This window comes from Moorena producens PAL-8-15-08-1 (assembly GCF_001767235.1).
Lineage (GTDB): Bacteria > Cyanobacteriota > Cyanobacteriia > Cyanobacteriales > Coleofasciculaceae > Moorena > Moorena producens_A.
Genome location: NZ_CP017599.1, coordinates 4,216,940 through 4,242,422, shown reverse-complemented (window position 1 = coordinate 4,242,422; position 25,483 = coordinate 4,216,940). Strand labels below are relative to the sequence as shown.

General features: G+C 43.4%; 26 protein-coding genes, 3 tRNA genes, 1 pseudogene and 1 other annotated feature. Of the genes and pseudogenes, 13 read left to right on the top strand and 17 right to left on the bottom strand.

Going from position 1 to position 25,483, the window contains the following annotated elements:
* Positions 1-444 precede the first annotated feature (444 nt).
* Positions 445-1,257: a hypothetical protein gene (locus BJP34_RS15800; protein WP_070393163.1), complete on the top strand. Its 813-nt coding sequence runs from the start codon at positions 445-447 to the stop codon at positions 1,255-1,257.
* Positions 1,258-1,487: 230 nt separating this feature from the next.
* Here BJP34_RS15800 and BJP34_RS48950 read toward each other — a convergent pair whose 3' ends face one another.
* Complete coding sequence (locus tag BJP34_RS48950; RefSeq protein ID WP_267876583.1) at positions 1,488-1,619, bottom strand: hypothetical protein; 132 nt, start codon at positions 1,617-1,619, stop codon at positions 1,488-1,490.
* A gap of 104 nt (positions 1,620-1,723) precedes the next feature.
* Positions 1,724-2,524, bottom strand: a complete 801-nt coding sequence (locus BJP34_RS39940) for a hypothetical protein (protein ID WP_149031001.1) — start codon at positions 2,522-2,524, stop codon at positions 1,724-1,726.
* A gap of 387 nt (positions 2,525-2,911) precedes the next feature.
* Between BJP34_RS39940 and BJP34_RS15785 the strand changes: the two genes are divergently transcribed.
* From BJP34_RS15785 to BJP34_RS39935, 5 genes and pseudogenes are all read left to right on the top strand, one after another.
* On the top strand, positions 2,912-3,121 hold the full coding sequence (locus BJP34_RS15785; RefSeq protein WP_070393162.1) for a hypothetical protein: 210 nt from the start codon (positions 2,912-2,914) through the stop codon (positions 3,119-3,121).
* Between the two features lie 345 nt (positions 3,122-3,466).
* Positions 3,467-4,700: pseudogene (locus tag BJP34_RS15780) on the top strand (RNA-guided endonuclease InsQ/TnpB family protein).
* 8 nt (positions 4,701-4,708) lie between these two features.
* Positions 4,709-5,266, top strand: coding sequence for a hypothetical protein (locus BJP34_RS15775; protein WP_149031000.1), 558 nt, complete (start codon positions 4,709-4,711; stop codon positions 5,264-5,266).
* Positions 5,267-5,707: 441 nt separating this feature from the next.
* The gene (locus BJP34_RS15770) at positions 5,708-7,267 is read left to right on the top strand and encodes a B12-binding domain-containing radical SAM protein (protein ID WP_070393160.1); all 1,560 of its coding nucleotides are present in this window, start codon (positions 5,708-5,710) and stop codon (positions 7,265-7,267) included.
* A 44-nt stretch (positions 7,268-7,311) separates the two neighbouring features.
* Positions 7,312-7,614 carry a hypothetical protein gene (locus BJP34_RS39935; protein ID WP_149030999.1) on the top strand — a complete coding sequence of 101 codons (303 nt, stop codon included), beginning with the start codon at positions 7,312-7,314 and terminating at the stop codon, positions 7,612-7,614.
* An 87-nt stretch (positions 7,615-7,701) separates the two neighbouring features.
* On the opposite strand, the gene BJP34_RS15760 is transcribed toward BJP34_RS39935, so the two are convergent.
* The 7 genes from BJP34_RS15760 to BJP34_RS15735 form a co-directional block, all read right to left on the bottom strand.
* The gene (locus tag BJP34_RS15760) at positions 7,702-8,334 is read right to left on the bottom strand and encodes a ThiF family adenylyltransferase (protein ID WP_070396697.1); all 633 of its coding nucleotides are present in this window, start codon (positions 8,332-8,334) and stop codon (positions 7,702-7,704) included.
* A 4-nt stretch (positions 8,335-8,338) separates the two neighbouring features.
* Positions 8,339-9,190 (bottom strand): hypothetical protein, encoded by an 852-nt coding sequence (locus tag BJP34_RS15755; protein WP_324611066.1) that lies wholly within the window; start codon positions 9,188-9,190, stop codon positions 8,339-8,341.
* 438 nt (positions 9,191-9,628) lie between these two features.
* Positions 9,629-9,711 (bottom strand) — a sequence feature (23S ribosomal RNA rRNA prediction is too short).
* Between the two features lie 108 nt (positions 9,712-9,819).
* Positions 9,820-10,539 carry a DUF4291 domain-containing protein gene (locus BJP34_RS15750; RefSeq protein ID WP_229424389.1) on the bottom strand — a complete coding sequence of 240 codons (720 nt, stop codon included), beginning with the start codon at positions 10,537-10,539 and terminating at the stop codon, positions 9,820-9,822.
* A gap of 161 nt (positions 10,540-10,700) precedes the next feature.
* Complete coding sequence (locus BJP34_RS15745) at positions 10,701-12,134, bottom strand: vWA domain-containing protein (RefSeq protein ID WP_070393157.1); 1,434 nt, start codon at positions 12,132-12,134, stop codon at positions 10,701-10,703.
* Between the two features lie 626 nt (positions 12,135-12,760).
* Positions 12,761-12,826, bottom strand: a tRNA-OTHER gene (locus tag BJP34_RS39930).
* Between the two features lie 166 nt (positions 12,827-12,992).
* Positions 12,993-13,064, bottom strand: a tRNA-Leu gene (locus BJP34_RS15740).
* Positions 13,065-13,450: 386 nt separating this feature from the next.
* Positions 13,451-13,522, bottom strand: a tRNA-Leu gene (locus tag BJP34_RS15735).
* Between the two features lie 305 nt (positions 13,523-13,827).
* Here BJP34_RS15735 and BJP34_RS43440 point away from each other — a divergent pair.
* Positions 13,828-13,974: a hypothetical protein gene (locus BJP34_RS43440; RefSeq protein WP_158517246.1), complete on the top strand. Its 147-nt coding sequence runs from the start codon at positions 13,828-13,830 to the stop codon at positions 13,972-13,974.
* Between the two features lie 173 nt (positions 13,975-14,147).
* On the opposite strand, the gene BJP34_RS15730 is transcribed toward BJP34_RS43440, so the two are convergent.
* Entirely contained in the window at positions 14,148-14,348 is a 201-nt protein-coding gene (locus tag BJP34_RS15730; RefSeq protein ID WP_070393156.1) for a hypothetical protein, read from the bottom strand.
* A 331-nt stretch (positions 14,349-14,679) separates the two neighbouring features.
* Here BJP34_RS15730 and BJP34_RS15725 point away from each other — a divergent pair, with 331 nt between their 5' ends.
* Positions 14,680-15,504 carry an SDR family oxidoreductase gene (locus BJP34_RS15725; RefSeq protein WP_070393155.1) on the top strand — a complete coding sequence of 275 codons (825 nt, stop codon included), beginning with the start codon at positions 14,680-14,682 and terminating at the stop codon, positions 15,502-15,504.
* Between the two features lie 97 nt (positions 15,505-15,601).
* Here BJP34_RS15725 and BJP34_RS15720 read toward each other — a convergent pair whose 3' ends face one another.
* From BJP34_RS15720 to BJP34_RS39920, 5 genes are all read right to left on the bottom strand, one after another.
* Positions 15,602-16,324: a metallophosphoesterase family protein gene (locus BJP34_RS15720; protein WP_070393154.1), complete on the bottom strand. Its 723-nt coding sequence runs from the start codon at positions 16,322-16,324 to the stop codon at positions 15,602-15,604.
* Positions 16,325-16,357: 33 nt separating this feature from the next.
* Positions 16,358-17,173: a metallophosphoesterase family protein gene (locus BJP34_RS15715; RefSeq protein ID WP_070393153.1), complete on the bottom strand. Its 816-nt coding sequence runs from the start codon at positions 17,171-17,173 to the stop codon at positions 16,358-16,360.
* The gene (locus tag BJP34_RS15710; RefSeq protein WP_070393152.1) at positions 17,170-17,937 is read right to left on the bottom strand and encodes a GTPase, G3E family protein; all 768 of its coding nucleotides are present in this window, start codon (positions 17,935-17,937) and stop codon (positions 17,170-17,172) included. Before BJP34_RS15710 ends, BJP34_RS15715 begins: the two co-directional genes overlap by 4 nt.
* Positions 17,938-18,023: 86 nt before the next feature.
* Positions 18,024-18,680 (bottom strand): GTP cyclohydrolase I FolE, encoded by a 657-nt coding sequence (gene folE, locus BJP34_RS15705; RefSeq protein ID WP_070393151.1) that lies wholly within the window; start codon positions 18,678-18,680, stop codon positions 18,024-18,026.
* 384 nt (positions 18,681-19,064) lie between these two features.
* Positions 19,065-19,259 (bottom strand): hypothetical protein, encoded by a 195-nt coding sequence (locus BJP34_RS39920; protein ID WP_149030998.1) that lies wholly within the window; start codon positions 19,257-19,259, stop codon positions 19,065-19,067.
* A 9-nt stretch (positions 19,260-19,268) separates the two neighbouring features.
* On the opposite strand from BJP34_RS39920, the gene BJP34_RS36935 reads away from it, so the two are divergent.
* The 3 genes from BJP34_RS36935 to BJP34_RS15695 all read left to right on the top strand — a co-directional run bounded on the left by BJP34_RS36935 (position 19,269) and on the right by BJP34_RS15695 (position 20,583).
* On the top strand, positions 19,269-19,544 hold the full coding sequence (locus BJP34_RS36935) for a hypothetical protein (protein WP_083305201.1): 276 nt from the start codon (positions 19,269-19,271) through the stop codon (positions 19,542-19,544).
* Between the two features lie 26 nt (positions 19,545-19,570).
* A complete protein-coding gene (locus BJP34_RS36930) occupies positions 19,571-19,891 on the top strand; it encodes a hypothetical protein (protein ID WP_083305200.1) in 321 nt (106 codons plus the stop codon).
* Positions 19,892-20,205: 314 nt separating this feature from the next.
* The gene (locus BJP34_RS15695; protein ID WP_070393150.1) at positions 20,206-20,583 is read left to right on the top strand and encodes an EF-hand domain-containing protein; all 378 of its coding nucleotides are present in this window, start codon (positions 20,206-20,208) and stop codon (positions 20,581-20,583) included.
* Between the two features lie 598 nt (positions 20,584-21,181).
* Here the strand turns inward: BJP34_RS15695 and BJP34_RS43435 are convergent.
* On the bottom strand, positions 21,182-21,337 hold the full coding sequence (locus BJP34_RS43435) for a hypothetical protein (protein WP_158517245.1): 156 nt from the start codon (positions 21,335-21,337) through the stop codon (positions 21,182-21,184).
* A gap of 1,103 nt (positions 21,338-22,440) precedes the next feature.
* On the opposite strand from BJP34_RS43435, the gene BJP34_RS15690 reads away from it, so the two are divergent.
* The gene (locus tag BJP34_RS15690; protein WP_070393149.1) at positions 22,441-22,842 is read left to right on the top strand and encodes an Hsp20/alpha crystallin family protein; all 402 of its coding nucleotides are present in this window, start codon (positions 22,441-22,443) and stop codon (positions 22,840-22,842) included.
* A gap of 79 nt (positions 22,843-22,921) precedes the next feature.
* Here the strand turns inward: BJP34_RS15690 and BJP34_RS15685 are convergent, their stop codons facing one another.
* Positions 22,922-23,218 carry a DUF2470 domain-containing protein gene (locus BJP34_RS15685; protein ID WP_070393148.1) on the bottom strand — a complete coding sequence of 99 codons (297 nt, stop codon included), beginning with the start codon at positions 23,216-23,218 and terminating at the stop codon, positions 22,922-22,924.
* 834 nt (positions 23,219-24,052) lie between these two features.
* On the opposite strand from BJP34_RS15685, the gene BJP34_RS15680 reads away from it, so the two are divergent.
* Positions 24,053-25,243: a HetZ-related protein 2 gene (locus BJP34_RS15680; protein WP_070393147.1), complete on the top strand. Its 1,191-nt coding sequence runs from the start codon at positions 24,053-24,055 to the stop codon at positions 25,241-25,243.
* Positions 25,244-25,483: the final 240 nt, after the last annotated feature.

Genomic DNA, 25,483 nt, shown 5'->3' with positions numbered 1-25,483 from the left:
TTAATTCTTAATGGTAAGAGCGCACCTAACAATTGAATTAACACTGGATACCAGCATCATACTTAGTACCCTTGACCTCTCGCAAAAGTTCAGTGTTGGACACATGGCTATATACTTCTCAGCCTTTTGGTAATTTTTTATGCAACAGCATTTTCTGACAGCTCCATGTTTAGCTTGGCATCGCGATCAAGATTATTTCGCCGCTGAAACTTTTGATATCATCTAACGTCTGTAGTAGTCAGCCAGAAGCAGCGGTATTCGCATCTTATTTTGAAATGCCTACTGGATATGAAATTCAGCCGATAAGTATGTTTGTTTATTAATTTTGAAATCTTTTATGAGTAAGGCTTCTATAATTTAGATGCGTTTGCCCTGGCCAGAAGCTAGGGCATTTGATCATCCTAGCTGTTCAGACTATTGATGTGTTCAGGAAGATTCATCTCTATGAAATATCCGGTGCCAGTGTTATTATCACTCCTGACCCTATGTACTATTGGCTTAGGGACCGATAACGTATCTGCTCAATCGAATCGATGTGGCCAGATTCGTGCTGTGCGTCGCTTGGCGATTAGCGAAAACTTAGATAGCGATAATCTAGCTACCCTAGAATATAACTACTGTAGACAGAGTAACCGACGTTCATCAAGTATTCAGTCACCACGAAATTCCTCTCAAGATTGCTTCGACCTGACCGCCATGGCAAAACTAGCCAGCATGACAGAAGAGGGAAGAAGCTTTTTGGGTACGATTGAAAGTTTGCAGCAAGTTATCTGCAACAATCCTAGGCAAGGTCAGAGGTCTTCGTTAGAGTGGCCAAATGGGGAAACTGCCAAATCAGGGTCAAAATGGAAGTATCCCAACGGAACGACTGCCAAATTCGGATCAAAATGGAAGTATACTAACGGAACGACTGCTAAAGTCGGGTCACAATTGAAGTATCCCAACGGAAAGACTGCCAAATTCGGGTCATCAGGTTCGTGGAAGTATCCTAACGGTCAGACTGCCCAATTGGGGTCACGTTGGTATACCCCTAAGGGTAGGACTACTTCAGTGGATAGTTTACTGAGCCAGGGTTGTAGTATAGTTGGCACCACAGAATGCGATCGCATTCTCACACACATTAACCCCTCTGACCGGAACCGCTATGACCAAAACAGCTATGACTCGAACCGCTCTGAAATGACCAGCAGAGACAATTTCTTGCGGGATTTGTCAATCATGCAAATTCTTGACAGGCTTACTAGAGTAGCTGATTAAGCCTCAGAGTGTAACAAGCAGCTTTTTAGCTCCTAAGGGTTTGAGTTCCTAGCCACTGGGTGTAGGGCTGGTTGACTGACAAAACTATTCAACAGCATATTGGTACGTTTGTACCTTAAACTCTAGTTGATAGTGCCGTTGCTGATGTTGTTTGCGCGAAGCCATCGCAGGATAAGGGTCATGATTGCTGGAAAAACAAACCCGATGAATTAATTTCCAGCCATTCTCGCTCATATGATTTGACCCACTCCCAACCAATCCGAAAATAGCTGTTTCCTCGTGCGCCAGTGAGTGTCAACCCATCGACGTTTACCAGACTCTACCACCTCAACCCCTTGAGCCGTGACGTACAACGTAGCCACAGCTAGAATGAACCACAACCGAGATAAGGCGCTTTACTGAGCGAATTTGAGACTTCTGCACATTCCATCCATTGGACTGGTCATCTAAAAAGTTTTCCTCAATATCAAAGCGAAACCCATATTCGGGCTTTGGTTTGAAGGGTGGTATTTTCATCACTAACAATGGCCCAAAACTCACCATTTACATTGTTGCAACCAAAAATCAGATCAACTGGACCATACCAATATTCCTTGTGCACTCTGACATTGTGAAAGCACAAGACCTCACCCCGATTAAAATGGAAATCTTTGAGCTGATGCCAACTTTTACCTGCTCGCCAAATCCAAGTGTCCTTTTTCAGACGAATCCGGTAATGCCAACCCCATTTATTGGTCAAAGCTTTCATTAAATCGGTGTGGACAAACCCTCGATCTGCCAGTAGGATCACCTTAACCTCTTTGGGTAAAAGGTGTATCGATTGTTGGAGCATCTCCCGATAATCTTTGAATGCTACCGTTGCACTCTGATGCTTCATCACTCGCCAGCTCACTGGTAAGGCTCGTCCTCGATGCACCACTACCAATCTAACCAGACAGTACTCATCCCAAAACATCGAGGTGTCTAAACTCAAGTAAATACACCCATCTTTCCAATCCGCCAAGGCTGCTTTAATCAAAGGTTTGTACCATCGATGGACATTGATTCGGGCATTATGCAGCCAACGGTGCATTCGGCGTTGTTTGCTTTGAGCATATTGGCCACGACACGGGATGTAGGGAATCCATCGGGGCAAATTCACTTCCCCTGTCTGAATCAGGGCTGCCACCATCCATAAACAGGTGGTTAGGTGGCTCAGGTGTGCCCACTCACAGGGTTGACTTATCCATGTCTTCAAGGCATTGTAGAGTCGGGAGTTTTTTTTCATCGCATTCCTAGGATTTGAGTGGTATCTGTCCTGAGGATGCGGGGAAACACTCCCTTTAGTCAAGTCTTGCTCTTACAAGTCTGGTAAGTATTTGAGCCATTTTCAACCTAACTTTTGTCAGTCAATCAGGGTGTAGGGTTTACTGAATAATTACAGCCCTAATTAAAACCCTATACTAGATTTATTGACAACTGCTATAAGTAGCTAAACATAACTTTTGATAGCTAATAGCTGACAGCTCAATCCTTAGGATTGAATCGCGACTAAAATTATTTCAATGGTGAAACTTTTGATATCATCCAACGTCTCTACTAGCCAGTGAGAAGTCAGGGTCTTTGATAATCTTGGCTGTTCAGACTATTGATGTGTTCAGGAAGATTCATCTCCATGAAATATCCGATTCGAGTGTTATTATCACTCTTAAGCTTATGCACTATTGGCTTAGGAACTAATAACGTATCTGCTGAATCTAATCAATGTAGGGAGATTCGTGCTGTCCGTCGCTTGGCGATTCGCGAAAACTTAGATAGGGATAATCTAGCTACCCTAGAATCTAAGTACTGTGGAAATAATAACTTACGGAACTCCCAAAGCTGAAAGCCCCGTGTTTTTAAACCGGGTCAGAAGTTACCGCAAAAATAAGGCAGCCTTTATGGTTGGTCGGCTATGGGTAAAAGGGTTAAAACTTTATGATTAAGGCCAGAGACGCGCGCCTTAGGAGAGTGGAGCCTTTATGGTTAGTCGGTTATGCGTAAAAGGGTTAAAACTGTAAGATTCGCGGCTCCACTCTCCTTACGGTAACTTCAAACCTTATTTTAAGGTTTTGTCTCCGGGATTAAAGCTCGTAGCGACTTTAGTCGCCGTGAAAAAGATTTAATCTTGGTTTGACAGTTTTCGCTAAACGTGTTAGCGTAATAATATATCATTTGAGGTCGAGTTCTGATGATAATACTAGAGTTTAAAGCATACGGAAAACCTGTCCAATATCAAGCCATAGATGAAGCGATTCGGACTGTTAAATTTATCCGCAATAGTTGTATTCGTCTATGGATGGACAACAAGGGAACAGGTAAATACGATCTTAGTAAATATTGCAAAATATTGGCTAAGGAGTTTCCTTTTGCTAACGAACTAAACTCTACCGCCAGACAAGCTTCCGCTGAAAGGGCATGGTCATCAATTTCTGGCTTCTTTGAAAACTGTAAGAAAAAGGTTCCAGGAAAGAAAGGTTTCCCTCGCTTCCAAAAACACTGTAGATCGGTTGAATATAAGCAGTCAGGATGGAAGTTATCCCCTGACAAAAAATCAATCACTTTTAGTGACAAAAAAGGAATCGGAAAGCTAAAACTCAAGGGCACCTGGGACTTGTGGCGCTTCGACAAAAAGCAAATTAAACGGGTTCGCATAGTCAAAAGGGCTGATGGGTACTATGTTCAGTTCTGCATCTCTGTTGATGTGAACGAACAATTAGACCCGGTTGACGCCACTGTAGGATTGGACGTAGGGCTAAAAGAATTCTACACCGATTCTAGAAGGAACACTGAACCTAATCCCCGCTTTTATAGAACAGGGGAAAAGCGTCTAAAATTTTATCAACGCCGGGTTTCCCGGAAAAATAAAGGCTCATCCAATCGTAAAAAAGCCGTCAATAGATTAGGTAGACATCATCTGAAAATAAGTAGGCAGCGTGAAGAACATGCAAAGAGACTTGCACGTTGCGTAATCCAGTCTAACGACCTGGTCGCCTACGTTCGCGAAGCGTGCCGTAAGGCAAGATTTGAGAGTAAAGAATTTGCTTAAAAACCATTGTCTAGCTAAATCTATTAACGATGCAGGTTGGTATCAATTCAGAAAATGGTTAGAGCATTTTGGCAAGAAGTTTGGTAGAGTTACCGTTGCGGTAAATCCTGCTTATACAAGCCAAAATTGCTCAGAATGCGGCGAGGTAGTCAAGAAGTCTCTATCAACTAGAACTCACGTTTGTAAATGTGGTTGTAAATTAGACCGAGACCACAACGCCGCAGTCAATATCTTGAAAAGAGCCTTGGGTACGGTGGGGCACACCGGAACCTGGATCATTGATCCGAACGCTTCGGGAGACCTGACCTCTACTGTTCTTGGTTCCGACCAGGTTCAGCAAGTCGGGTCGTTGAGCGAAGAATCCCCGCGTCTTTAGACCGGGGAGTGTCAACTTCATCAAGTATTGAGTCACTACAAACTTCTTCTCAAGATTGCTTCGACCTGAGCGTCATGGCAGAACTAGCGAGCATAACAGAAGAGGCAAAAAGCTTTGTGGGTATGATTAAAGGTTTACGGGCAGTTACCTGCAAACGTTCTAGGCAAGGTCAGAGGTCTTCCTTACACTGGCCAAATGGGGAAACAGCCAAAAATTGGTCAGGTTGGCATTATCCCAACGGTCAGAGAGTAAAAGGGTGGTCAGGTTGGTATTATCCCAACGGTGAAACGGCCACATCGGGGTCAGATTGGAATTATCCCAACGGTAACAGGGCCACATTGTTCTCACAGTGGTATACTCCTGAGGGTAGAGGTACTTCAGTGGATAGTTTACTGACCCAGGGTTGTAGTATAGTTAGCACCACAGAATGCGATCGCATTCTCACAGAAATAAACCGCTTTGACCAGAACCCCTCTGACGAGAACCCCAGGAACGATTTATTGAGGCATTTGGGAATCATAAAACTTTCTTGGCTGAGTTACCAGCAGACTAACCAGAGTAAGTAAGTGAACCTCAGGGGGTAACAACCAGCCTTTTTAGCTCCTAAGGGTGTCGGTCGCGACCTTGTTACTTGGTCTGGGGTGTAGTGAATAATTGCACCCGTAATTAAAACCCTAGGTCAGCGGTCAGCAGTCAGCAGTCAGTGCTCAGCTATCATGGTCATTTTATTCAAAAACACCGATCAAGTAGCGTGGCACAGGCTTCTAGCCTGTGACCTAACCCATAAGCTGAACGCGCACGCGTGCCCGTAGCGCTAATCGCTGTTCGCTGTTCGCGCAGCGTGCGCGTAGCGCATAGACTGATAGCTTATAGCTGATAACTGATAGCTGATGACTGATAGCTGATAGCTAATCACTGATAGCTGATGGCTGATAGCTGATAGCTTACTTAATTAAGATGTAAGATCGCTATAGGCCCTATGGCCATGTGTGTGAGGATTTCTCTAAATGCGAGTTTTATTACTGTATCCGCTATTTCCGAAAACCTTTTGGTCTTATGACAAAATCCTTGAATTAGTTAATCGCAAAGTTTTATTGCCACCCTTAGGTCTAATTACTGTTGCTGCATTATTACCTCAAGACTGGGAATTTAAACTTGTTGACCGCAATATCCGAGACGTAACCGAAGCAGAATTTGAATGGGCAGATCTGGTGATAATCTCAGCGATGATTGTCCAAAAAACCGATGCCCTAAACCAAATTAAAGAAGCCAAACGACGTGGTAAATTAGTAGCATTTGGGGGACCTTATCCTACGTCTTTACCAGAAGAAGGAAAGAAGGCAGGGGTGGATTTTCTAATCCTAGATGAAGGAGAAATCACCCTACCGATGTTTGTAGAAGCTTTACAGCGAGGGGAAACTAGTGGAACCTTTCGCACTACAGAGAAACCCGATGTCACTCAAACCCCCATTCCCCGCTATGATTTGTTAGAGCTTGATGCCTATGATTCAATGTCAGTCCAGTTTTCGCGGGGATGTCCTTTTCAGTGCGAGTTCTGTGACATCATTGTTCTCTATGGCCGCAAATCGAGAACAAAGGAACCAGCCCAGCTTCTCAAGGAATTGGATTATCTCTATGACTTAGGCTGGCGGCGTGGTATCTTTATGGTGGATGATAATTTTATTGGGAATAAGCGTAACGTTAAGCTACTTCTGAAAGAGCTAAAAGTATGGCAGAAAGAGCATCAGTATCCCTTCCGATTTAATACGGAAGCATCTGTAGACCTAGCTGCGGATTCAGAATTGATGGACTTGATGGTGGAGTCTAACTTTGATGCTGTATTTTTGGGGATTGAGACACCGGACGAAGAAAGCCTTAAACTAACTAAGAAATTCCAAAACACTCGCAGCTCTCTAACGGATGGTGTAGACAAAATAATTCGTGCGGGATTGCGACCAATGGCAGGGTTTATTATTGGTTTTGATGGAGAGAAACAAGGAGCAGGTTCCCGGATTATTAGTTTTGTTGAAGAAGCTGCTATCCCTACAGCCATGTTTGGCATGTTACAGGCTTTACCTAATACTGCTTTGTGGAATCGTTTAGAAAAAGAAGGACGTTTGCGAGATAACACTAAAAAAGATATCAATCAAACCACCCTCATGAACTTTGTTCCTACTCGTCCCATTGAGGAGATTGGTAAAGAATACATCGAAGCATTCTGGACGCTATACGAACCTGAACGCTATATAGACCGAGCCTATAAATGTTTTTTAAAGCTTGGCCCCCCTAAATGCAAAGCCCCATTCAAAATGCCGGATTTGGTAGATTTGAAAGCTCTGGCGACTGTAATTTGGCGTCAAGGGTTTAAGCGCAGTACTCGCTGGAAATTCTGGCATCATTTATTTGGTATTTTCAGGCACAATCCAGGTGTGTGGGAACATTACCTTACTCTATGCGCTCACAACGAACACTTTCTTGAATATCGTGAAATTGTCCGGGATGAAATTGGAAGACAGTTAGTTGATACTAATCCTAAGTTGATGGATAAAAAATTAATAGAGATATAGCAATTATTAGCAACATTTTAGGGATATTACTTATCCTTGTCTTGATGCAGTCGCTCATGGGGGAAACCCCCAAGACCGCGCTGCATCGCTTTAAGGCAAGAGGCAAAAGGCAAAAGGCAAAAGGGAATAGCAATGCAGCGCTAAAACCCTCGGCATTGCTGAGTCTTCGGATGAATATGAGTGGGGTGGGCATCCTGCCCGCCCGAAAATATATTGAAACTGGCAAGATGCCAGTTCCACCAAGATGCCAGTTCCACCAAGATGCCAGTTCCACCAAGATGCCCATTCCACCAAGATGCCCATTCCACCAAACTATTAAAATCATCCCGCATTTATGCAACGCCTGATTAACTCTTGCCTCTTGCCTCTTGCCTCTTGCCTCTTGCCTCTTGCCTTTCCTTAGCACGATTATGTTCACCAATCAAATACAAACCCTATATGGCCTTGATAGTTAAATCTCTCAAGGTGAAGGTGAAGTCCAGTTTTTTGGTTGTGCTAATAAATTCAATGATGACTTCAGTAGCAACTGCTGTAGTCATCAGCACTAAATTCCGAGCTAATGGATAATCACAAACATCATCATTAACTGGAGAAGGTACTCGATAATTTTCATTCCAAATTATCTCACTGTAGTCTTCTGCTAACCCAACATGAAGACAAGGGGTTTGGGAATTATCACAGTAATCTTTTACGGCTTGACGAGCGACACTGTTATCAAAGGTGTCAATGACTAAAGTAGAATTATTCAGTAATTGTTTGCTATTAGCTGTGGTTAATTCCTTGACCTTAGCCTCCAATTTTACCCCAACCGCTTGGTAGAGGGAATGAGCCAGGATTTTGGCTTTATGGGCACCAATATCAGAGCGGTAGTAGGGTTGGGTAGAAAGATTGCGCTCTTCAATGCGATCGCAATCAATCACCTTAAGCTTTCCAAAGCCTGAACGAGCCAAATTTTCGGTAATATTTGCTCCAAGTGCTCCCGCACCACACACGGTCACGGGGTAGTCACGTAACTGGGTCATGACTTCGGAGCTACGGTAGAGTTGTTCGTGGAAAAAAATTGACATCATCCTAATCCCAATTATCTCGTGCCTCAATCACGCCAACCAAGGACTGTAAATCAAAATCGCGATCGCGTCCACTTAGACAAATCCCAGAACTGATTACAGTCAGATCCTGTTTAGATATCGCTGATGTGTGGTGTTCACCGTTAGCAGTTCTCCACTGCACCTGCCAAAATTCTCCCCGGTCATGGAACTGTTGCAGTGCTCCCCCACCCATTTCCAAAGCTTGTTCCAGCCTTCTGTGATCCCGTTGATGCAGAGCTTTACCTTTAAAATCTTTAGTCTGTTGTGTTACCAAGTCATAAACTATTCTCATTTCTGGTGTCAGCCCCTTTACATCCAGTTCTTCAGGTGGTGTTATTTGCTTTAACTGCTCTCTAAGTTGTTCTGCTAGTAACGGATCTCCCTTACGGTCAAGCTGCTGAAACCACCAAGCCTTACCATCACCACGAGCCACCACTTGTTCAAAGGCTACCCCGCCCTCCACCAGATGCACAGGAATAGGTTTAACCGTGCCAAAACGCTGACGAGCATCCGATTCATTGACTGGATACCCTAGCCAGGTCTTTCCCGACAATTGATAAGCTAGTCGTAAACGCAACGGTTGGAGCAGTTGCCAATACTCCTCAAGTTGAAACACATCTGGCTCTTCCACCACAGTTGCCACTTTCTCGTTGACTGGCTGAAAAATACCCCATCCTTCAAAGTTACGAGGTTTAGGGGAAAATGTATAAATCATTCCAGCAACACGAGTTCTTACCCGTCCCCCACGTACACAGGGAGCGAGGAATTGATTGTCACTCAGTTGCGCTTCCTTTGCAGCAATTTGATTGATAAGGTCAAGGATATTTGCCATCATTCAACTCCAAGGGGACTACCGTTATACCCGCGCATGAAGCGCGGGAGGGGAAGGGGAATTGGAGACTGGATCTGTTGCGCTTTTTGATAATCTATGCTAGGATTAAGGAATATTAATGCGCCTTTTAGGTGCCGGTTTGCGCGCAAGCTGAAAAGCCCCTGCTAGAAGCGTAGACCAAAATACAAGTAAGCTCAATGATTCGATCGGAGAGTCTAGAGGCTGTTTGGTTCAGCCGTTAAGAGTTTTTACTCTTAAGAATCCCAGCTCCTTTGGAGCCGCTACGCGAACGCTATAATCGCTTGATTTAGCGATGGGAGTATCAAGATCCTGCTCTATTGTATACATATTGTATTGATGCAGTCGCTCATGGGGGAAACCCCCTTTGGGGGCGCTGCATCGCAATGTGCAAGTCGCCAGAGCAAAAGCGTTCGTCACTTAGAAGGAACTCCGCCGGTGAGTTACTACACACTCTTTAAATGATGGCTACTTCTAAGCCCACATTCCGGGTTCTTTGCGCCTTCCTCGCTTCACGCCCGCTACGTTAGAGTAACGGTACTATTCCTCTCGTACTATGTATGTAAGCTCTGGCTGTTAGGGCACACAAGTTATTAAAATTTATTTAGGAAAATTTATTCCAACTCAATAGCTGATAAGCCAAGTTTGATCGCAAGATTAGACTGGGTGACTGGATATACTGCTTCATCGGGAGTTATCAAGTCATTCCAATTGTTAGACCTTACATTGCGATATTGCTCCTGCACGAATTCAGAGATATCTTCAATATTGATAATCCAATCACGAGCGTACTGGGCAAGTACTTCGTTGCGTAGTCCTAACTGAATCGCACGTCGTTCAAGTTTCTTACCTGATGGATCGTGGTCTGGATCCCACTGTAACCGGACAGATGATTGCTTAAGAGCTTGTTTCCAGACAGTTTCACTAGAGTATAAATCTGGTACAAACTGGGAATGAACTGCTGCTGCTAGGATTGTCTCGAAAGCAGTACGCTGAATCGAAACAGCTAAGATTACCTCTTGTCCAGCTTTCGTGCCCCAGCCTGAACGATACATCATCCATAGGAAGTTGGGCTTAATCCAGCTCATGCGGTTTAGCCTGAACTCTCCTCCAAAATAGCCATGCTTGCTAGCAAAATGACCAATAGCAGGACAGAAGGCTTGGTAGACCACTATGGATGTATCATCAAACTGAGCTAGGATATGACGACCAGTTTTTGGCCAACCACTAACTTGGTTCAAATAGGGGGTTTTGACTAGCATCATAGTAATCCTTTCCTGCTCATTGTCTTGATGCAGTCGCTCATGGGGGAAACCCCCAAGACCGCGCTGCATCGCTTGAAGCCAAGGTCAGGGGTGCATCTTCTAAAAGCTGTTTGACCCGGTGGTGCGTTACGGGCAGCAACCTAACCCTGGCGCTCGAGGCGGAAAATGAGGACCCCCCCTAACGCACCCTACGCAAGATTTTCAAAGATGAGATGCACCCAAGGTCACGACTATTTATCATTTCGCACCGGTAGCGGTGTATCCAAAATTTCCATCAATAAGTCTAGCCGTGACGGACGAGTCATCAGTGGAACCAGGTTTGGTAGAGAATAGTAATCTCCAGCAAAGGTAAAGGTTTCTACTGGCACCTCTTGCTGCTTCAGTGTAGTTTCCACCCAGTCGTAGGAGTAACCAACTCGGACAATAATCACATTGGGCATCAATCCCAATTCACGAGAGTAGGTCTTGTAAACTTTACCAAAGTAAGGTGCTGTGTTTTCACCTTCATCGGTAACCAAGATAATCTGGTCAACCGCCTGCTTTCGAGAGCGCATTACTTCTAAACCACAACCAATGCTAGTCCCACCCCCTGCTTTGATGTGCCTGAAGGCACGTTCCCAGTCACTCAACTCTTTTCCTTGAGCCTTAACTGGGTAAGGCATGGTATCGAAGGCATAGACAAACAGCTCAGCTTCAGTAATACCAGAGATTAGGGCTGCCAGCCGCTTACCAACTTCAATGGCTTTGTCCATTGAACCGGACTTGTCCACTAGTAGAGCAGTGGGCTTGGTAATGGTACCTTTGCGCTTTACTTGCTCATTGGTAACTTGTTTTAACTTAGCAAGAGTTTGAGTATCTAACTGAGCAGCTTCAGCAGCAACTTGTGCCTTGAACGCAGAAACGCGATCGCTTGTCTGTGCCTGTTCTAGCTTTGCCTCAATCAACTCCTTGACCTGTGGGTGTTCCATCGCACCCCGCCCTTGGAGGGATTTGAGATTATTAATTACCTCTTGGGGTGTCATGGAATTAATTAGGGCTACCAACACCGTAGGAGTGACAGAGCGCACAGCACCAATGGCGATGGTGTAGGGAATCTTATGTTCAACAATCAATTGCGCCTGTTCAGCAGCAGTTTCCGTTTTCGCTAACTGCTTCAGTATCCAAGCTAAAGAACCTTCTGGAGGATGATCCTTAAATAAGACTGCATCTGCTCTAGGGCTAGGCTTAATATGTAAACTAGCATAGAGATGCTTCATCGCCTTTCGACCCCGCAATGCTGCTCGGTCAAACAAGGCTGGAGTCTTTTCCCGTGTTTTAAGGTAGCGCCGCACTGCTGTCCGAGCCGAACGAGGCACCTTATTGCGCTGCTGCTTCATAAAATCCACTACTCGTGCCACCTGGTAGGGTGGGAATTTTTGCAGCATCACAAAGCCAGCATCTCGGTGTTCGGTCAAATTGCTAGTCAACAAATGACCTAGAAACACTTCTTTGTGGTCACGGACATCCCCATGATTTTCGTACCAAACCGCTAAGTGACCGTAAAAAATTGGGTCAATTTCTACCATCAGTTGGTGCAATTCTGTCACTTGCTCCAGCTTACGATGGGGTGTAGTTAATAAACTGTTTAGTAATTCTAAACGCAGGTCACGCTCTTCAGTTTTCATAGGATTCACCTCCTATGGTCCTATGTAATTTCTTGATAAATTTATAAGTTATTTGGTTGTTTGGTTATTTGGTTATTGGGTTGTTTAGTTAAAGGTTGAAGGTTGAATAATTAATAAAAATTTACCTAAAATACATCAACTAAGCCACGATTTATTAGCAGTGTTTTGAATTACCTTGTCTTGATGCAGTCGCTCATGGTTTGAAGTTACCGTAAGACAGTTGAGCCTTAATCAATAAGTTTTCCCCCTTTTCTGCATAGCCGACCAACCATAAAGGCTCAACTGTCTAAGGTTTCGTCTCCGGGGGAAACCACGGCAGTCGCTCATGGGGGAGACCCCCAAGACCGCGCTGCCTTCCCAAGACCGCGCTGCATCGCTTCGCGCAAGTTCAGAAAGCCGTTGTTTCACACACGGGATTTGAACCCGTATATTCTTGAACAGAATCAAGTGCCTTACCATTTGGCGAGTATGAAAGCTTTCCGGGTCAGGGCGCGAAAGTGACTCAGTGAATTTTTAAATTGTTTAGTTATGGCAGCTGATTTCCACTAGAATTGGGCTCCCCGCGCAAGTTAGTAAAGCTTTTGAAAAAATGATGCTCTATCCATTTGAGCTACAGCGGCAAATAGCGCCACTGATAGGATTCGAACCTATAACCTTCCGATTCGTAGTCGGTAGTATGTAAGCTTCAGCGGTTAGGGCGCGGGGGGAAATTTGTAACACTTGCTTCTGTGCAAGTTAACAAAAAAAATATAGCAAATTATGACCGCATTTTAACCGGTACTTTTATTAGTTTTTAGCATAATTTTGTAGTTATTTCTAGAAGATTGAATCAATTCGCGCAAGTTCAGAAAGCCGTTGTTTCACACACGGGATTTGAACCCGTATATTCTCGATTTTGAGTCAAGTGCCTTTCCATTTGGCGAGTATGAAAGCTTTCCGGGTCAGGGCGCGAAGGTGACTCAGTGAATTTTTAAAATTGTTTGGTTATAGCAGTAAAAACCACTAGAATTGGGGTGCCCGCGCAAGTCAGTAAAGCTTTGAATAAAATGATGCTCTATCCATTTGAGCTACAGCGGCAAATAGCGCCGCTGATAGGATTCGAACCTATAACCTTCCGATTAGCAGATCGGTAGTATGTAAGCTTCAGCAGTTAGGGCGCGGGGGGAAATTTAGAACAATTACTCTTGTGCAAGTTAACAAAAGATTGATAGGAACTTAGAACAGTCCTTTAACGGGTACTTTTATCACTCTGTAGCATGATTTGGAAATTATTTCTAGAAGGTTGAATCGCTTCGCGCAAGTTCAGAAAGCCGTTGTTTCACACACGGGATTTGAACCCGTATATTCTCGATTTTGAGTCAAGTGCCTTACCATTTGGCGAGTATGAAAGCTTTCCGGGTCAGGGCGCGAAGGTGACTCAGTGAATTTTTAAAATTGTTTGGTTATAGCAGTAAAAACCACTAGAATTGGGGTGCCCGCGCAAGTCAGTAAAGCTTTGAATAAAATGATGCTCTATCCATTTGAGCTACAGCGGCAAATAGCGCCGCTGATAGGATTCGAACCTATAACCTTCCGATTAGCAGATCGGTAGTATGTAAGCTTCAGCGGTTAGGGCGCGGGGGGAAATTTGGAACAATTGCTCCTGTGCAAGTTAACACAAGCTTTATAGCAACTTACGACCGTCCTTGTCTTGATGCAGTCGCTCATGGGGGGAACCCCCAAGACCGCGCTGCATCGCCACCAAGCATGGCTTAGCAGTGGACACGCACGCCAAATCTCTGTAAGACACTGGCTTAGTGCTCGCGCTCCTCGGTTACCCGAGTTCGCTACCTTGTCTTGATGCAGTCGCTCATGGGGGAAACCACGGCAGTCGCTCATGGGGGAGACCCCCAAGACCGCGCTGCCTTCCCAAGACCGCGCTGCATCGCTAGGATCGTTATCTGTGTGTAGGCTTCTTGAGATTAGGGCACAGGACAAAAGGTTTAACCTTTTAACACCTTTTAACCATAAACCTTAACCATAAACCGCTTCAGGTCTGATAATCAGATTGCGGTTGGTGCTGCGGTCGATGACATAAGAGGTAAAGCGCTCTGGGGCTACATCAAAGTACTTGGCAAGTTGCTGTTTAACAGCAATATCGTTCATACTTTTGGCTATACCCAGCTGACCTTCAGCAATGTCGTAGGAACGACCTTCAAACCGAACATGAATCATTGGGCATCCCTCCTTGTAGCGCGATGTTTTCTCTTTAACCTTACTTTTATACTACATGCATATTACAAATGTGTCAAGTCCTTGGCACAAAATTTTTTAGGACTTAGGGATAACTGGGATATTTAACTTATTTAACCCTTAAAAGCAGGGAAATTCATTAGACCTTATACTAGGGACGGTAACTTGGGGCTGATATCGTTAGATTGTTCGCGACCCGATTGAAGCTCAACTAGGCGAGTGTTTATCTTAGGATTTAAAATTATACAGTAAAATTTTATTATTTAATACAATCCAGCTCAAAATATTGAAATTAACTTTAAGCAAGCAATAGATGAGCAACTTTAAGGATCAAGTGGCACTAATCACAGGAGCTTCTTCTGGCATTGGAGCAGCTCTTGCTCATGAATTAGCCCGTGAAGGAGCCAATGTGGTACTCCTAGCTCGGCGAGCAGAACGATTAGAAACCATAGCTTCACAAATTGATCCTAATGGTCAACGTGTACTTGCTATCCCCTGTGATGTGACGAAGGATGGTGAGCTTGATCAAGCGGCAACCTTTGCCCGTAGTAAGTTCGGCAAAATTGATATCGTTGTTGCTAATGCTGGCTGGTCTTTGAAGGGTAATGTGGAAAACCTCAGGGTGAATGACTATCGACGTCTGTGGGAAACCAATGTTTTTGGGGTACTGAGTACCATCTACGCGACCTTAGATGACCTCAAGAAAACTCAAGGAAGACTGGTCATTATTAGTAGCGTAAAAAGTTACGTTGCCTTGAGTGGCGATTATCCTTATAGTATGAGCAAATTTGCTATGCGGGCTTTGTGTGAGTCGTTGTCTCAAGAGTTGGCTCCCCATGGCGTGTCGGTGACACACATTTGTCCAGGGTACGTTGCTACTGAAATTCGTCAGCTAGACAATCAGGGAATTGGGCATTCAGACTGGGAGGATCCTATTTCCCCCAGGCTTCTGATTTCTGCTGATCAAACTGCCAAACAAATTGTTCAAGCTATTTACCAACGACAACGGGAACAGGTAATAACAAACTACGGCAAAATAATTGTCCTGATCAAACGTCACATGCCTTGGTTGCTCTCATTGCTGATTTCAAAATTTAAAATCAAGGTAGCTGCTAAGCCGTCACCTATTCAGCAATAATATTTTTTAATCTAGCAATTATCAGCAACGCCTTTTCCAGAAAGTTGTATCCTACTACCTGTTGCATGCACTTAGCCATACCTTTAGCAACCTGAAACTAATTACCAGATCCCTTGTTATTGCCATAAAAAACTGTTTTAAACTCTAGAAAATCGCTATTTGGACTATAAAGGGTATAAGTAGCCTTTCCTGGTTCTTTGCCTACATTTCCTACACCAACAACTCTTCTTTTGGGTGTAGTAATAGTTTGCACGGGTTGCTGGCGATCTAAAGTCATCACCGAACTATTTACCGAACCTCCTTGTAGTTGATATTCAAATACTTGACCCGAACGACCACAAAAGAGATGATTTGCCTGGACTCTTTGCAAGCGGTCTAGCATTTTCCAGGGTAGGGTTTCGGGGGTTAACTCATCGCTGACGCTAACAGTGCTACCGTGAATTAACAAACAATCTAATTCAAAGAAGCCAAAATGACAATTGCGTAACCACTGTAAGCTTTCACGAGATACCGAATCCCAAAGAAGTTTAGCGGTTTCTTTACCAAAGCGCTCGATTAATTCTGTCGGTTCTGGTGTCGAACCCAAACCGTGTAAAGTAAAGCATTGTTCTTCCCACCAGCCTACGCATACTTGGGGTTCTAATTCTCTAGGTAAAGGATTCTGAATTCGTTTAATTACTTGTTCGCTATCTTGGTTAGCTGCTACGATATCCCCCAGAATATACAATGCTTCCACCTTAAAGCGCTGGCGTTTGATATCTGCCAACACTGCTTCGTAAGCTGCGATATTTCCTTCAATTCCGCTTAAAATTGCCCACATTGATTTTCAATTTAAATATTTAAGTAATTTAATTTACCTCTCACACACATGAGTCGGATCGTCGGCTTTTTCGGCAAATTCCAAACCTCTAGCCAAACGCCAAGCGAAAATCGGTGGTAAACCAGCATCTAAGATGGCAGCGCAGGTTGTTTGATAGTCATACTCCACTTCCCGCAAGTCTACTGCTTGTGTTTCCGTGTCATAGATAACATAGGTAGCATTGGGACGACCATGACGGGGTTCGCCTACCGAACCGACATTGATAATTTGCTTCAGGGGAGTATTAAAACTTATGGTTGGTTGTTCGTTTATATTGGGTTGACGAACTTTAACCTGTAATTGTCCAGAATCTAGGGTGCGGACATAGGGAAAGTGGGTATGTCCGCAAAATAATATATCTGCATCGCTAGAGAGAACTCTTTCTAAAGCAGTGAAAGCATCCATTTCGGGTAACAAATATTCGTGGTTGCTATTAGGACTACCATGTACGAAACAGAGATTATCTTCTTTGTAGGTATGGGGTAGTTGGGCTAAATATTCCCTAACTTCGGGATTGACGTGCTTATTTGTCCATTCGTGGGCGATTTTACCTCTTTTTTCCGCCAACAGGGAAGGATAACTACATTCACAAGCATTGAGTCCTTCTACAATATCTTCATCCCAACAGCCCTGTACAGTGGGAATATCTAAAGAACGAATTTGTTCCACCACTGCATTAGGATAGGGACCATAACCCACTAAATCCCCCAGACAATAAATCTTTTCTGCTTTTTGTTGGTCAATATCCAGTAAAACTGCATCTAAAGCTGCATAATTACCATGGATACAAGATATCACTGCTATTTTCATACCACTTCTACCTCTGGTTCACTTTCTTCTGGTTCACTTTCTAAAGACTCTTTTACTTGTTGTTGGTAATAATTAATTGCCGATTCTGGAAGACAGCAATCTTGGACAGTTTGAACAATTTCAGCTTTATCTAAATTACTACCTACTATTTCAAAACCACTAAAACGATCTGGTTTACCATTTAACCAACGGGGTAATTTTAAAGGTGTAAATGCTAATTCGGATTCCCCTAGTATGAAGTCACCATAATAAATTTGTCCATCCATTAGGTCGAAAAGTCCTTTTACCCGAGCTACCTCACCGTAAGCACCTTGAGTAAGTTCCAGCCAAAAAGTAGCTAAACTATCAAAATCTAAAATTTCCCCCGTCAAAACCCCCCGATGAATCTGCAAAGCTGTGGTTGGCTTAGTGATGTTATTTCCTGGAATAACTTCATCCGCCCAAGTATTTAACTCTGTACTATCTGTATCGCCGGGGATTATGGCTACTCGATGGGCGTTAAAAGTTTGCAGTAAAGGTTCAATTCCGGCTAAATCCAAATACCAGGGAATCTCTAGATAAGTAATGGTTTTGTCTAATTCCGCTTCTTCCCCGGTCTGATAAATTTTTAGTTGAGGGTATTCACTTTGGAGATATATTGCATCAATGGGTACGGAATCGGTTTTAGGACTGAAATAACCTACAGGTTTATTGGTTTGGGCTATTTGTTGACCAATCCAGTGGGTTTTACCGCCACCGGTCGGACTGGCGACAGCAATAATCATAAGCAGTTTTTTTTGATGACGATAATCATTGTATCAAAAAAAGAGATGAGCTTTATACCCATCTCTCATGCGGACAAGCGAATTAATTAATGCATTGAAGGTTTGTAGTGAATTAAACTCATAAACTCCTGACGGGTTTTTGGATCATCTGCAAATACACCTCTAACCGCACTAGTGGCAGTCCAAGAACCTGGTTTTTGGACTCCTCGCATTACCATACACATATGGCTTGCTTCCACTACTACCGCCACCCCTTTTGGTTTTAATAATCCTTGAAGGGCATCGGCAATTTGGGCAGTTAATCTTTCCTGTACCTGCAAACGTCGTCCGTACATTTCACAAATACGAGCAATTTTTGACAGTCCGATTACCTTACCGTCGGGAATATAAGCGACGTGAGCGTGACCGAGAATAGGTAAGATATGGTGTTCGCAGGAGCTAAATAGGTCAATGTCGCGAACTAAGACCATTTCATTGGTCTTTTCGTGAAATACTGCACCGTTGAGGAGTTCGTCTAAAGATTGATGATAGCCAGAAGTCAGAAATTTTAAGGCTTTGACCACTCTTTTAGGAGTATCTTTCAAGCCTTCGCGGTCTGGGTCTTCTCCCAATCCTAACAGTAAAGTCCGTACCGCTTGCCGCATCTCTTCTTCAGAAACGAGAGGTTGTTGGGTGGTATTTAGTTTTGGTAATTTGCGATCAATTATATCAATCTGGTTGGGTTCGGACTTACCTAAGGTCATGAATTTGAATTAGATGAAATTAAACAGTAACAGAAGTAGCCAAGCAGTTATAGGACTTACGCAAATCCCTCAATTTACACTACCTGTAGTGTGAACAAGGTGTGGCATAGCCTACCCATGGAGTCTGTGCGTAAGTCCTGAGTTATTTAACTTTTGGCTAAGTTTATCGGTATCTATAATGATAACCGATAAAGACTAGCTGATTAACAGGAGGAGTAGACCAAAGTTCGGACTTGATCTCGCTGCGCTGTCCGCAGAGTTGGAAAATGTGACGTAATGGTACTGGTTCCGTCGAATGTGAAGGAGAAAAGCCTTGCAGGTCATGAAATAGGGGCATGCTGGAGTTAATAGAAGCCTTTCCTCAATGGTGGTTGTATGATCGAACTATTTTCCTACCCATGTCCTGGATGTGGGAGTGAGGATGTGTCCCCTCACCACCGCTATAGTACTCAAAACCATGGTTTCCGTACGATTTATCATTGCCGAGAGTGTGACATCTATTTCAGCGAGACCATAGCAGCCGCCACTGGCGGGTCTGACCACTCCCCTGAGTCGGTAATCCGTGATTCTTAAAGCCATAATGGTATTATGGGTCTTAATGATACATATAAAAAAATAATTGTATCAAAAAAGAGTGTAATTGATTTTAAAAGACGTTTAGCAGGTCTCATACCTACCCTGATGCTTTATGCCCTGCTCCATCAGTTTATTCATCAGGAGATAGAAGGAGATGAGCTGTTGACGATTGTAGATAAAAACCTACCTGCTTCAGAATCACCACGAATGGACAATGGTCTTGATGGAGCGAGGCAGTCGATTTCTATGGGAATTGCACTGTGGACCGAAAGACCAACAGTTATTTGAGCAGGGGTTGAAAGTCGTGAGCGTTGGTGATTGACCAAACCGGAAGCCTCAATCTCAAAACCTATGGAGAACGACGATATGGCAACCTGCTGTTTGAGATCTGCCATGAGGTGATCCGCACGGGGCGACCGGGACGTCCACCAAAGCGGTTGCAAAAAGGGATCCGAGTGCGACTTAAAAATAAGGGTGGGAACAAAGGTGCAGGTAGTAAACGAAAAAAATATCAAGCTCCTGTGCCTGAGCATCCTGAAACTGAGCATGAGGTCACCGACAGTGATATTCATGCCAATCATGGCTCAGCTTTCAATGCTTCTGGGGGACGTCGTAACGAGCGCCTTTCGGCGTAAAACCAACACCTATGCGTTAATCTCGCAAAAACCTTCAAAGAACCCTTGATGTCTACTGGTTAGTACACAACTGTGTACGAGTTCATTTTACCACAAAGATTGTGCCTGCGGTGAAGTTAGGCATTTTGGAGGTTGGCATATCTTGGTCGCAGTTATTCACAATTCGATATGCTCTGTAAACAACTAATGTCAAAACTTTTCGCTTCTCACTCGGCGGAACCAGTGCCGACTTTCGGCAATCTTTACATTTTTTGTCATGTACTTAGATTGCCCAGTCCCGGGGTTGGAAACCAGGAAGTCAAGATTATGAGTTTTTGTATTTCTCCTGGATCAGCTTTGGAGAATGGTTACAAGATTTAGTTGATTTAAATGGGAATGGTCAGATTGAACTCAGTGAATGGTTAGAATGCCTCGATAAGCGTTTGGATTATGATTTTTCTGAAGCCTTTATCAAGCTCATTGATGGCAATGAAGATGGCAAAATTGTGATAGAGGAACTTAAACTATTTTATCAAGCTTACCAAATCGATACAACTCATATAGAGGAAGCTTTTGAAACTCTCGATCTCAATCTTGATAGTTCTATTTCTAAAGAGGAGTTCAAACAAATCTTCGATCATTTTTTGTATAGTGAGGATGTACAAGCACCTGGAAATTGGTTTTTAGGTGTTAGTTTAGCGAAGCAGCTCTGAAGTTTTGGGTAGTTTCTTACATTAGTCATTGGTCATTAATTATGGCTATCTAGGAATTAGGGTTTTAATATGCGTTACTGTAGCTGTTTCTACGGATCATCACTATTAGCTTAGATAAAATGGTATTATAGCGCTACGTGCAATGGCATTGGCAAGAGGCATGCATACTAAAGTTGACTACAACAGCTTTTGCTGCTTGTATCAATGTCCTAACTTTAATGCGTAGTGCTATATATTCAGAATAATTTAAGTTTGATTAATGTCAACCTGCATTTATTATCAATAACCCAGAGATTATTTATTCTGTGATTTGATAAAGCTGGAAATTTTAGAGCTGATTCGTAAATTCGCTGTAATCCTTGTAGGATAAGCAGGGCTATTTCATTCTAAATTACAATATTTTATGCATTGACGAGGATACGTCGTTTCAGGCTTCGATAATTCAGGTATGGGATGCCTGAAAGCCTCTAAACTCGTTACCTAGATCCAGAATGGAATAGCCCTGGTAGGATAAGGCTTGCGCTAAACTAGAACAAGTGAACTATTTAATAACCAAAAGACAATCATAGCAAGGCTTTCAGACTTCTTAAGATTTACGTTACGAATCAGCTCTTAATTGCGATGCGGCTTTGCCGACGCTACGGGAAGGCAACGACTTCTGTTTGTCTTGCTCAAAGCAAGCCAAACTCTCGGAATTAATAGGACTAATGTACTGGTTTTGACCGGAGTTTTTACGAAGTTCACTGTCAGCCATGCAAAGCGCGAGTGGGGGAAACCACGGCAGTCGCTGATGGGGGGAACCCCCACAGGTCGGCGCTGCCTTCCCAAGACCGTAATGGTGCGTTTTCCGCATCTAATTATTAAATTCGCCACGGGTCGCACCTCTGCATCGCTAAAAATCAATTGAATGTTTTTTTTTCAGTTACAATTTATACCAAATTATATAAGCTTACCCTGGCAGATTTTCCCCGATGATTCCGATCAATGTTATTACTTTCTGGATTTTCTGGATTCTAAGCCTGAAGGGTTTCAAAAGCTTTGGTGAAACGAGTTTGAGAAGATTCCTGGCTGCTTGGAGAAGTTGGGAATCTCAACTGTAGTTGCGTTCGCGCCCCGCGTGACCTTTGGTCAATCGCGCCCCGCGTGACCTTTGGTCAATCGCTTTTAGCGTGGCCTAGGGCCAATCCCGCAGCGGCTCTTTTGGAGCATCGCATTTCTGTAGTTTTCTCTGCCAGAGACAAGTGACAGGATCCCCAATTTTAGGCATTTTCCGAAATCTGTGAGTATTTCATTGAGCGGTTCTCATATTAATGAGATACACAGTATTTTTGGCGTATTCCCTATGGCGTATTCCCTATGGGGTATTGTCTCCTGAGCCAAAGTTCCCTGATCCCAAGTTGCTTATTCCCTGTCTTGATGCATAAATAGCTAATTAGGCCATGATAGAGTGTTAAATCAAGGCTCTAAGTATTAAAAATATTAAATTAGTATTAAAAATATTAAACAAGTTTGTCAAACCGTCCAGCAGTTTTTATAAGATTTAGTTATAATAGGATTATTAGAAATAAATACTCATAATTAGATCTCAAAAAATAGATCTCAAAAATAGATCTCAAAAAAGTAGATCTCAAAAGAGTAACATCTGCTCACCGCAGCCCAAACAGTAAAATCAGATACTAAAGTCAGCACCGCGCTTGTGCATAGACGGGGCTTCCAAACATCCTAAGATTTTCTGTGAATCAATTCCTGCCAGTCTGGAATTTTCTTCTATCTAGAGTGTGGCTAGTTGGGCAACAATAAACTGGGCGGAAATTAGAGGTGAAGGTTAAAAAAACTGGATAGTTGGAGATAACCATAATGGCTATTACTCGTTCGGAACATCTGCCAGATCTAGAAAGTGTGCATCGGGAACTCAACCGCCGACTCACCCATTTCATGAATAGCGACGAGGGAGGATTTCCAGGGATGACGTTTATGCCCTATGCAGAGATCGAAGAAACTCCTAAAGCCGTTTACCTCAGACTAGAAATTCCAGGCATGGAAGCCAAAGACCTTGATGTTGAACTCACCGAAGACTCTGTTTGCATCAGTGGCGATCGCAAATCAGCAGCTAGGACTAAAGGAAGAGGTATGGTACGCTCGGAACTACGCTATGGGAAATTCAAACGGGTTATTCCAATATCAGCCAAGATTAACAGAAATCAGGTTGAAGCTGAATATCACAACGGCATGCTGAAGCTCACCCTGCCTAAAGGGTAAGCGTGAATCTTCAACCTTTTCTGGGAGTGAAAGTTAGTGACCTGAGGGGGTGACAACAAGGCGCTTCAAGGCGTGCTTGTCACCCCTTCAGGTTGCTTACTGACTGCCTTGCTTGTTTGATCATGTCAATTAAGGTGTAGTGAGCATCTTCAGAATCTTTAAGTACATGATCAAACGTAATGCGCACAGTGGAAGACTCCCCCTTGACTTTTGTGATTATATTCATGCCTTGAGGATCAATGGAAACCATTTCTGCTTCTTCTGTATCAGGCGAATTACCGAAAGTCTGAGCATACAGTGCCACAGCATCAGCATGATCATCGTTCATGTGCTTACAAATGCGATCGCTTACCTCAGGAGACAATGGGTCAGACATGATTAACTCAACAAGTATAGTGATCAAAACAAGTATCTTTATCAAGATATCAGGTTTCCCTTCTCAAAACAGTCAGGACTTACCCAGCTCAAAGGAAAAATAAAGGTTTTAGCCAATAGGTAACCGCCAACGGCGAACGGGTATATCAGAATTACAGACCTTTGATAGGTCTGGGTGGATATACTGTCTATGGGGAACTCCTGATTTTCCTATTAGCAATTGACTAGCTTGGAGGATAAAATTCATAGGCACAGCGGTAATTACTCCATGAGTAAAATTGCTAGGGTGCCTGTTTCAGCATCAAGTTAGCTGATAGGATCGGTGTTTTCTGATATATTCATTTTTAGGTATAAGCATTTCCTCTCATTCAAGAAGGTATGTTAACTAGTAATCCCTAAGGTCAAGAGCTACCGGGATATCGGGTGTACTCAGCTAAATCATCAGGGTTAGATTATCAGGGTAGACGACTCAGTTAAACACCAAATGACTAAAAGCCTGATAAATACTTGTGAAAATACTGTGACGGTATATCAATTGGCTGCTATCAGCATAATTCATATCATTCTCAGTGATATCTAAATAGTAGTGGTGCTATCCCATGTTTACGAAGGTAAAACTTGCTGGGTGTCCCAGAAGTCTATTTAGGGCTTGTGATCTAGAACACATCTAAACACGATCTAGATCTCCAGACAGGCGTGCTATCTATCACCCTACTGGTGTGACTTTGGTAAGCGTAGTTATGGGAGTTTGATCACTTCCAATACCTAGGAATTAGTGGTCAAATAGAGAGCAGTCACTACCCACTTCGAGTGAGTAGAAACAGGGAGGGTTGTCATGCAAACTTTAAAACAGGGATCCAAGGAGTGCAATGTCATGGCAAAGTTGGCGGACAAACTCGAAACAGAATGGCAGTCACGCTTGTTGAGTGACTGTCCAAACCAAAATACAGCCACCAGCTCCAGTATTGTACAGTGGTTAATTGGAGAAAATAAAGAGGGGTTTGACACCCTCACTCAGAGCCAACTGGCAATCGCTGTCCAAGCAATGGAGTATCGTTACAGAATTTTGCGACAGCGTTACTTGGGCGTGCCACCAGAACGTTCCTATCGCAATTTGACCACCCGCTTAGCTAGTCTAGTTACCTTACGCAATAAAATCCGCACTTGGGTATCCCTAAGTCGCGATCGCCAAAGAGCTGTGGTGGATGTTCTCCAAGAAGTGATTCAGGAATTATTAAATAGCGATCGCTATATCCAAAAGCAAATTGCCTGGATTGGACAATGTACCAAGAAAGAACCGCTGCGCAATGCTTTATTATTAACTACTCTTGAAGAGTATTGTCTGCGCCCGATTCGCAACCAGCCCTTAATTATCTATCGATTTGTAAACTTTCTGCGTCGGTCTCAACGTGGCGGGATGACCCATGTGCCGGAAGGAGACATGGTACGTTTAGTGTCAGAGTCAATCAACCCGGAAGGGGAAGCCGATGCACCAGTGAGTCTATTGGATAACCAAGCCATTACTAATTATCAACATAAGCAGGCTTGGGAAGACAAACAAAGCCTAAGGATCTCCGTATCTAAAGAATTTGAGGCTTACTTAGAGAAAAACTTAGGGTCTGAGGCGGCCCAATGGCTGCGACTTTACTTGCAAGGTCAATCTCAAGAGGCGATCGCTCGTCGCCTAGATTGGCCGATCAAGAAAGTCTATCGTCTACGGGAAAAAATTAGCTACCATGCCACTCGTGTCTTTTCCATCAATGGGGTAAAAGGGAAGCCAGACTTAGTAGCCACTTGGTTGGAAACATCCTATACTGAGCACCGTTTTGGACTAACCCCAAAGCAATGGCAAGAATATCAGCAGAAACTTACCCCTGAACAACAGCAGTTGCTGGATAAGATCAAAGCTGGTCAGACCTTCGAAGCGATCGCTAACGATCTTAACTGGAGAACTAACCAGGTTATGGGTGAATGGAACAAACTCTATCTAGCAGCTCAAGCGCTGCGCAGTGCTTCAGCAAGTTGAGGTTTGAATTTTATTATCCAATCAATCGCGCTAATTATTTATAAATAAGTTATAGGTATTAATTAGTATAGCGACAAGGAGCTACAGCAAAAAACACTAATTTAGTGTAATACTAATTTACTGTTAGTGTAATACTAATTTACTGTAATACTAATTTACTACAATAGGGCATGGAAAGCAATTTAGACAATTTTCCATGCCCTATTTTTCATACTCCTCACCTGACCAGGCCTAATGCCA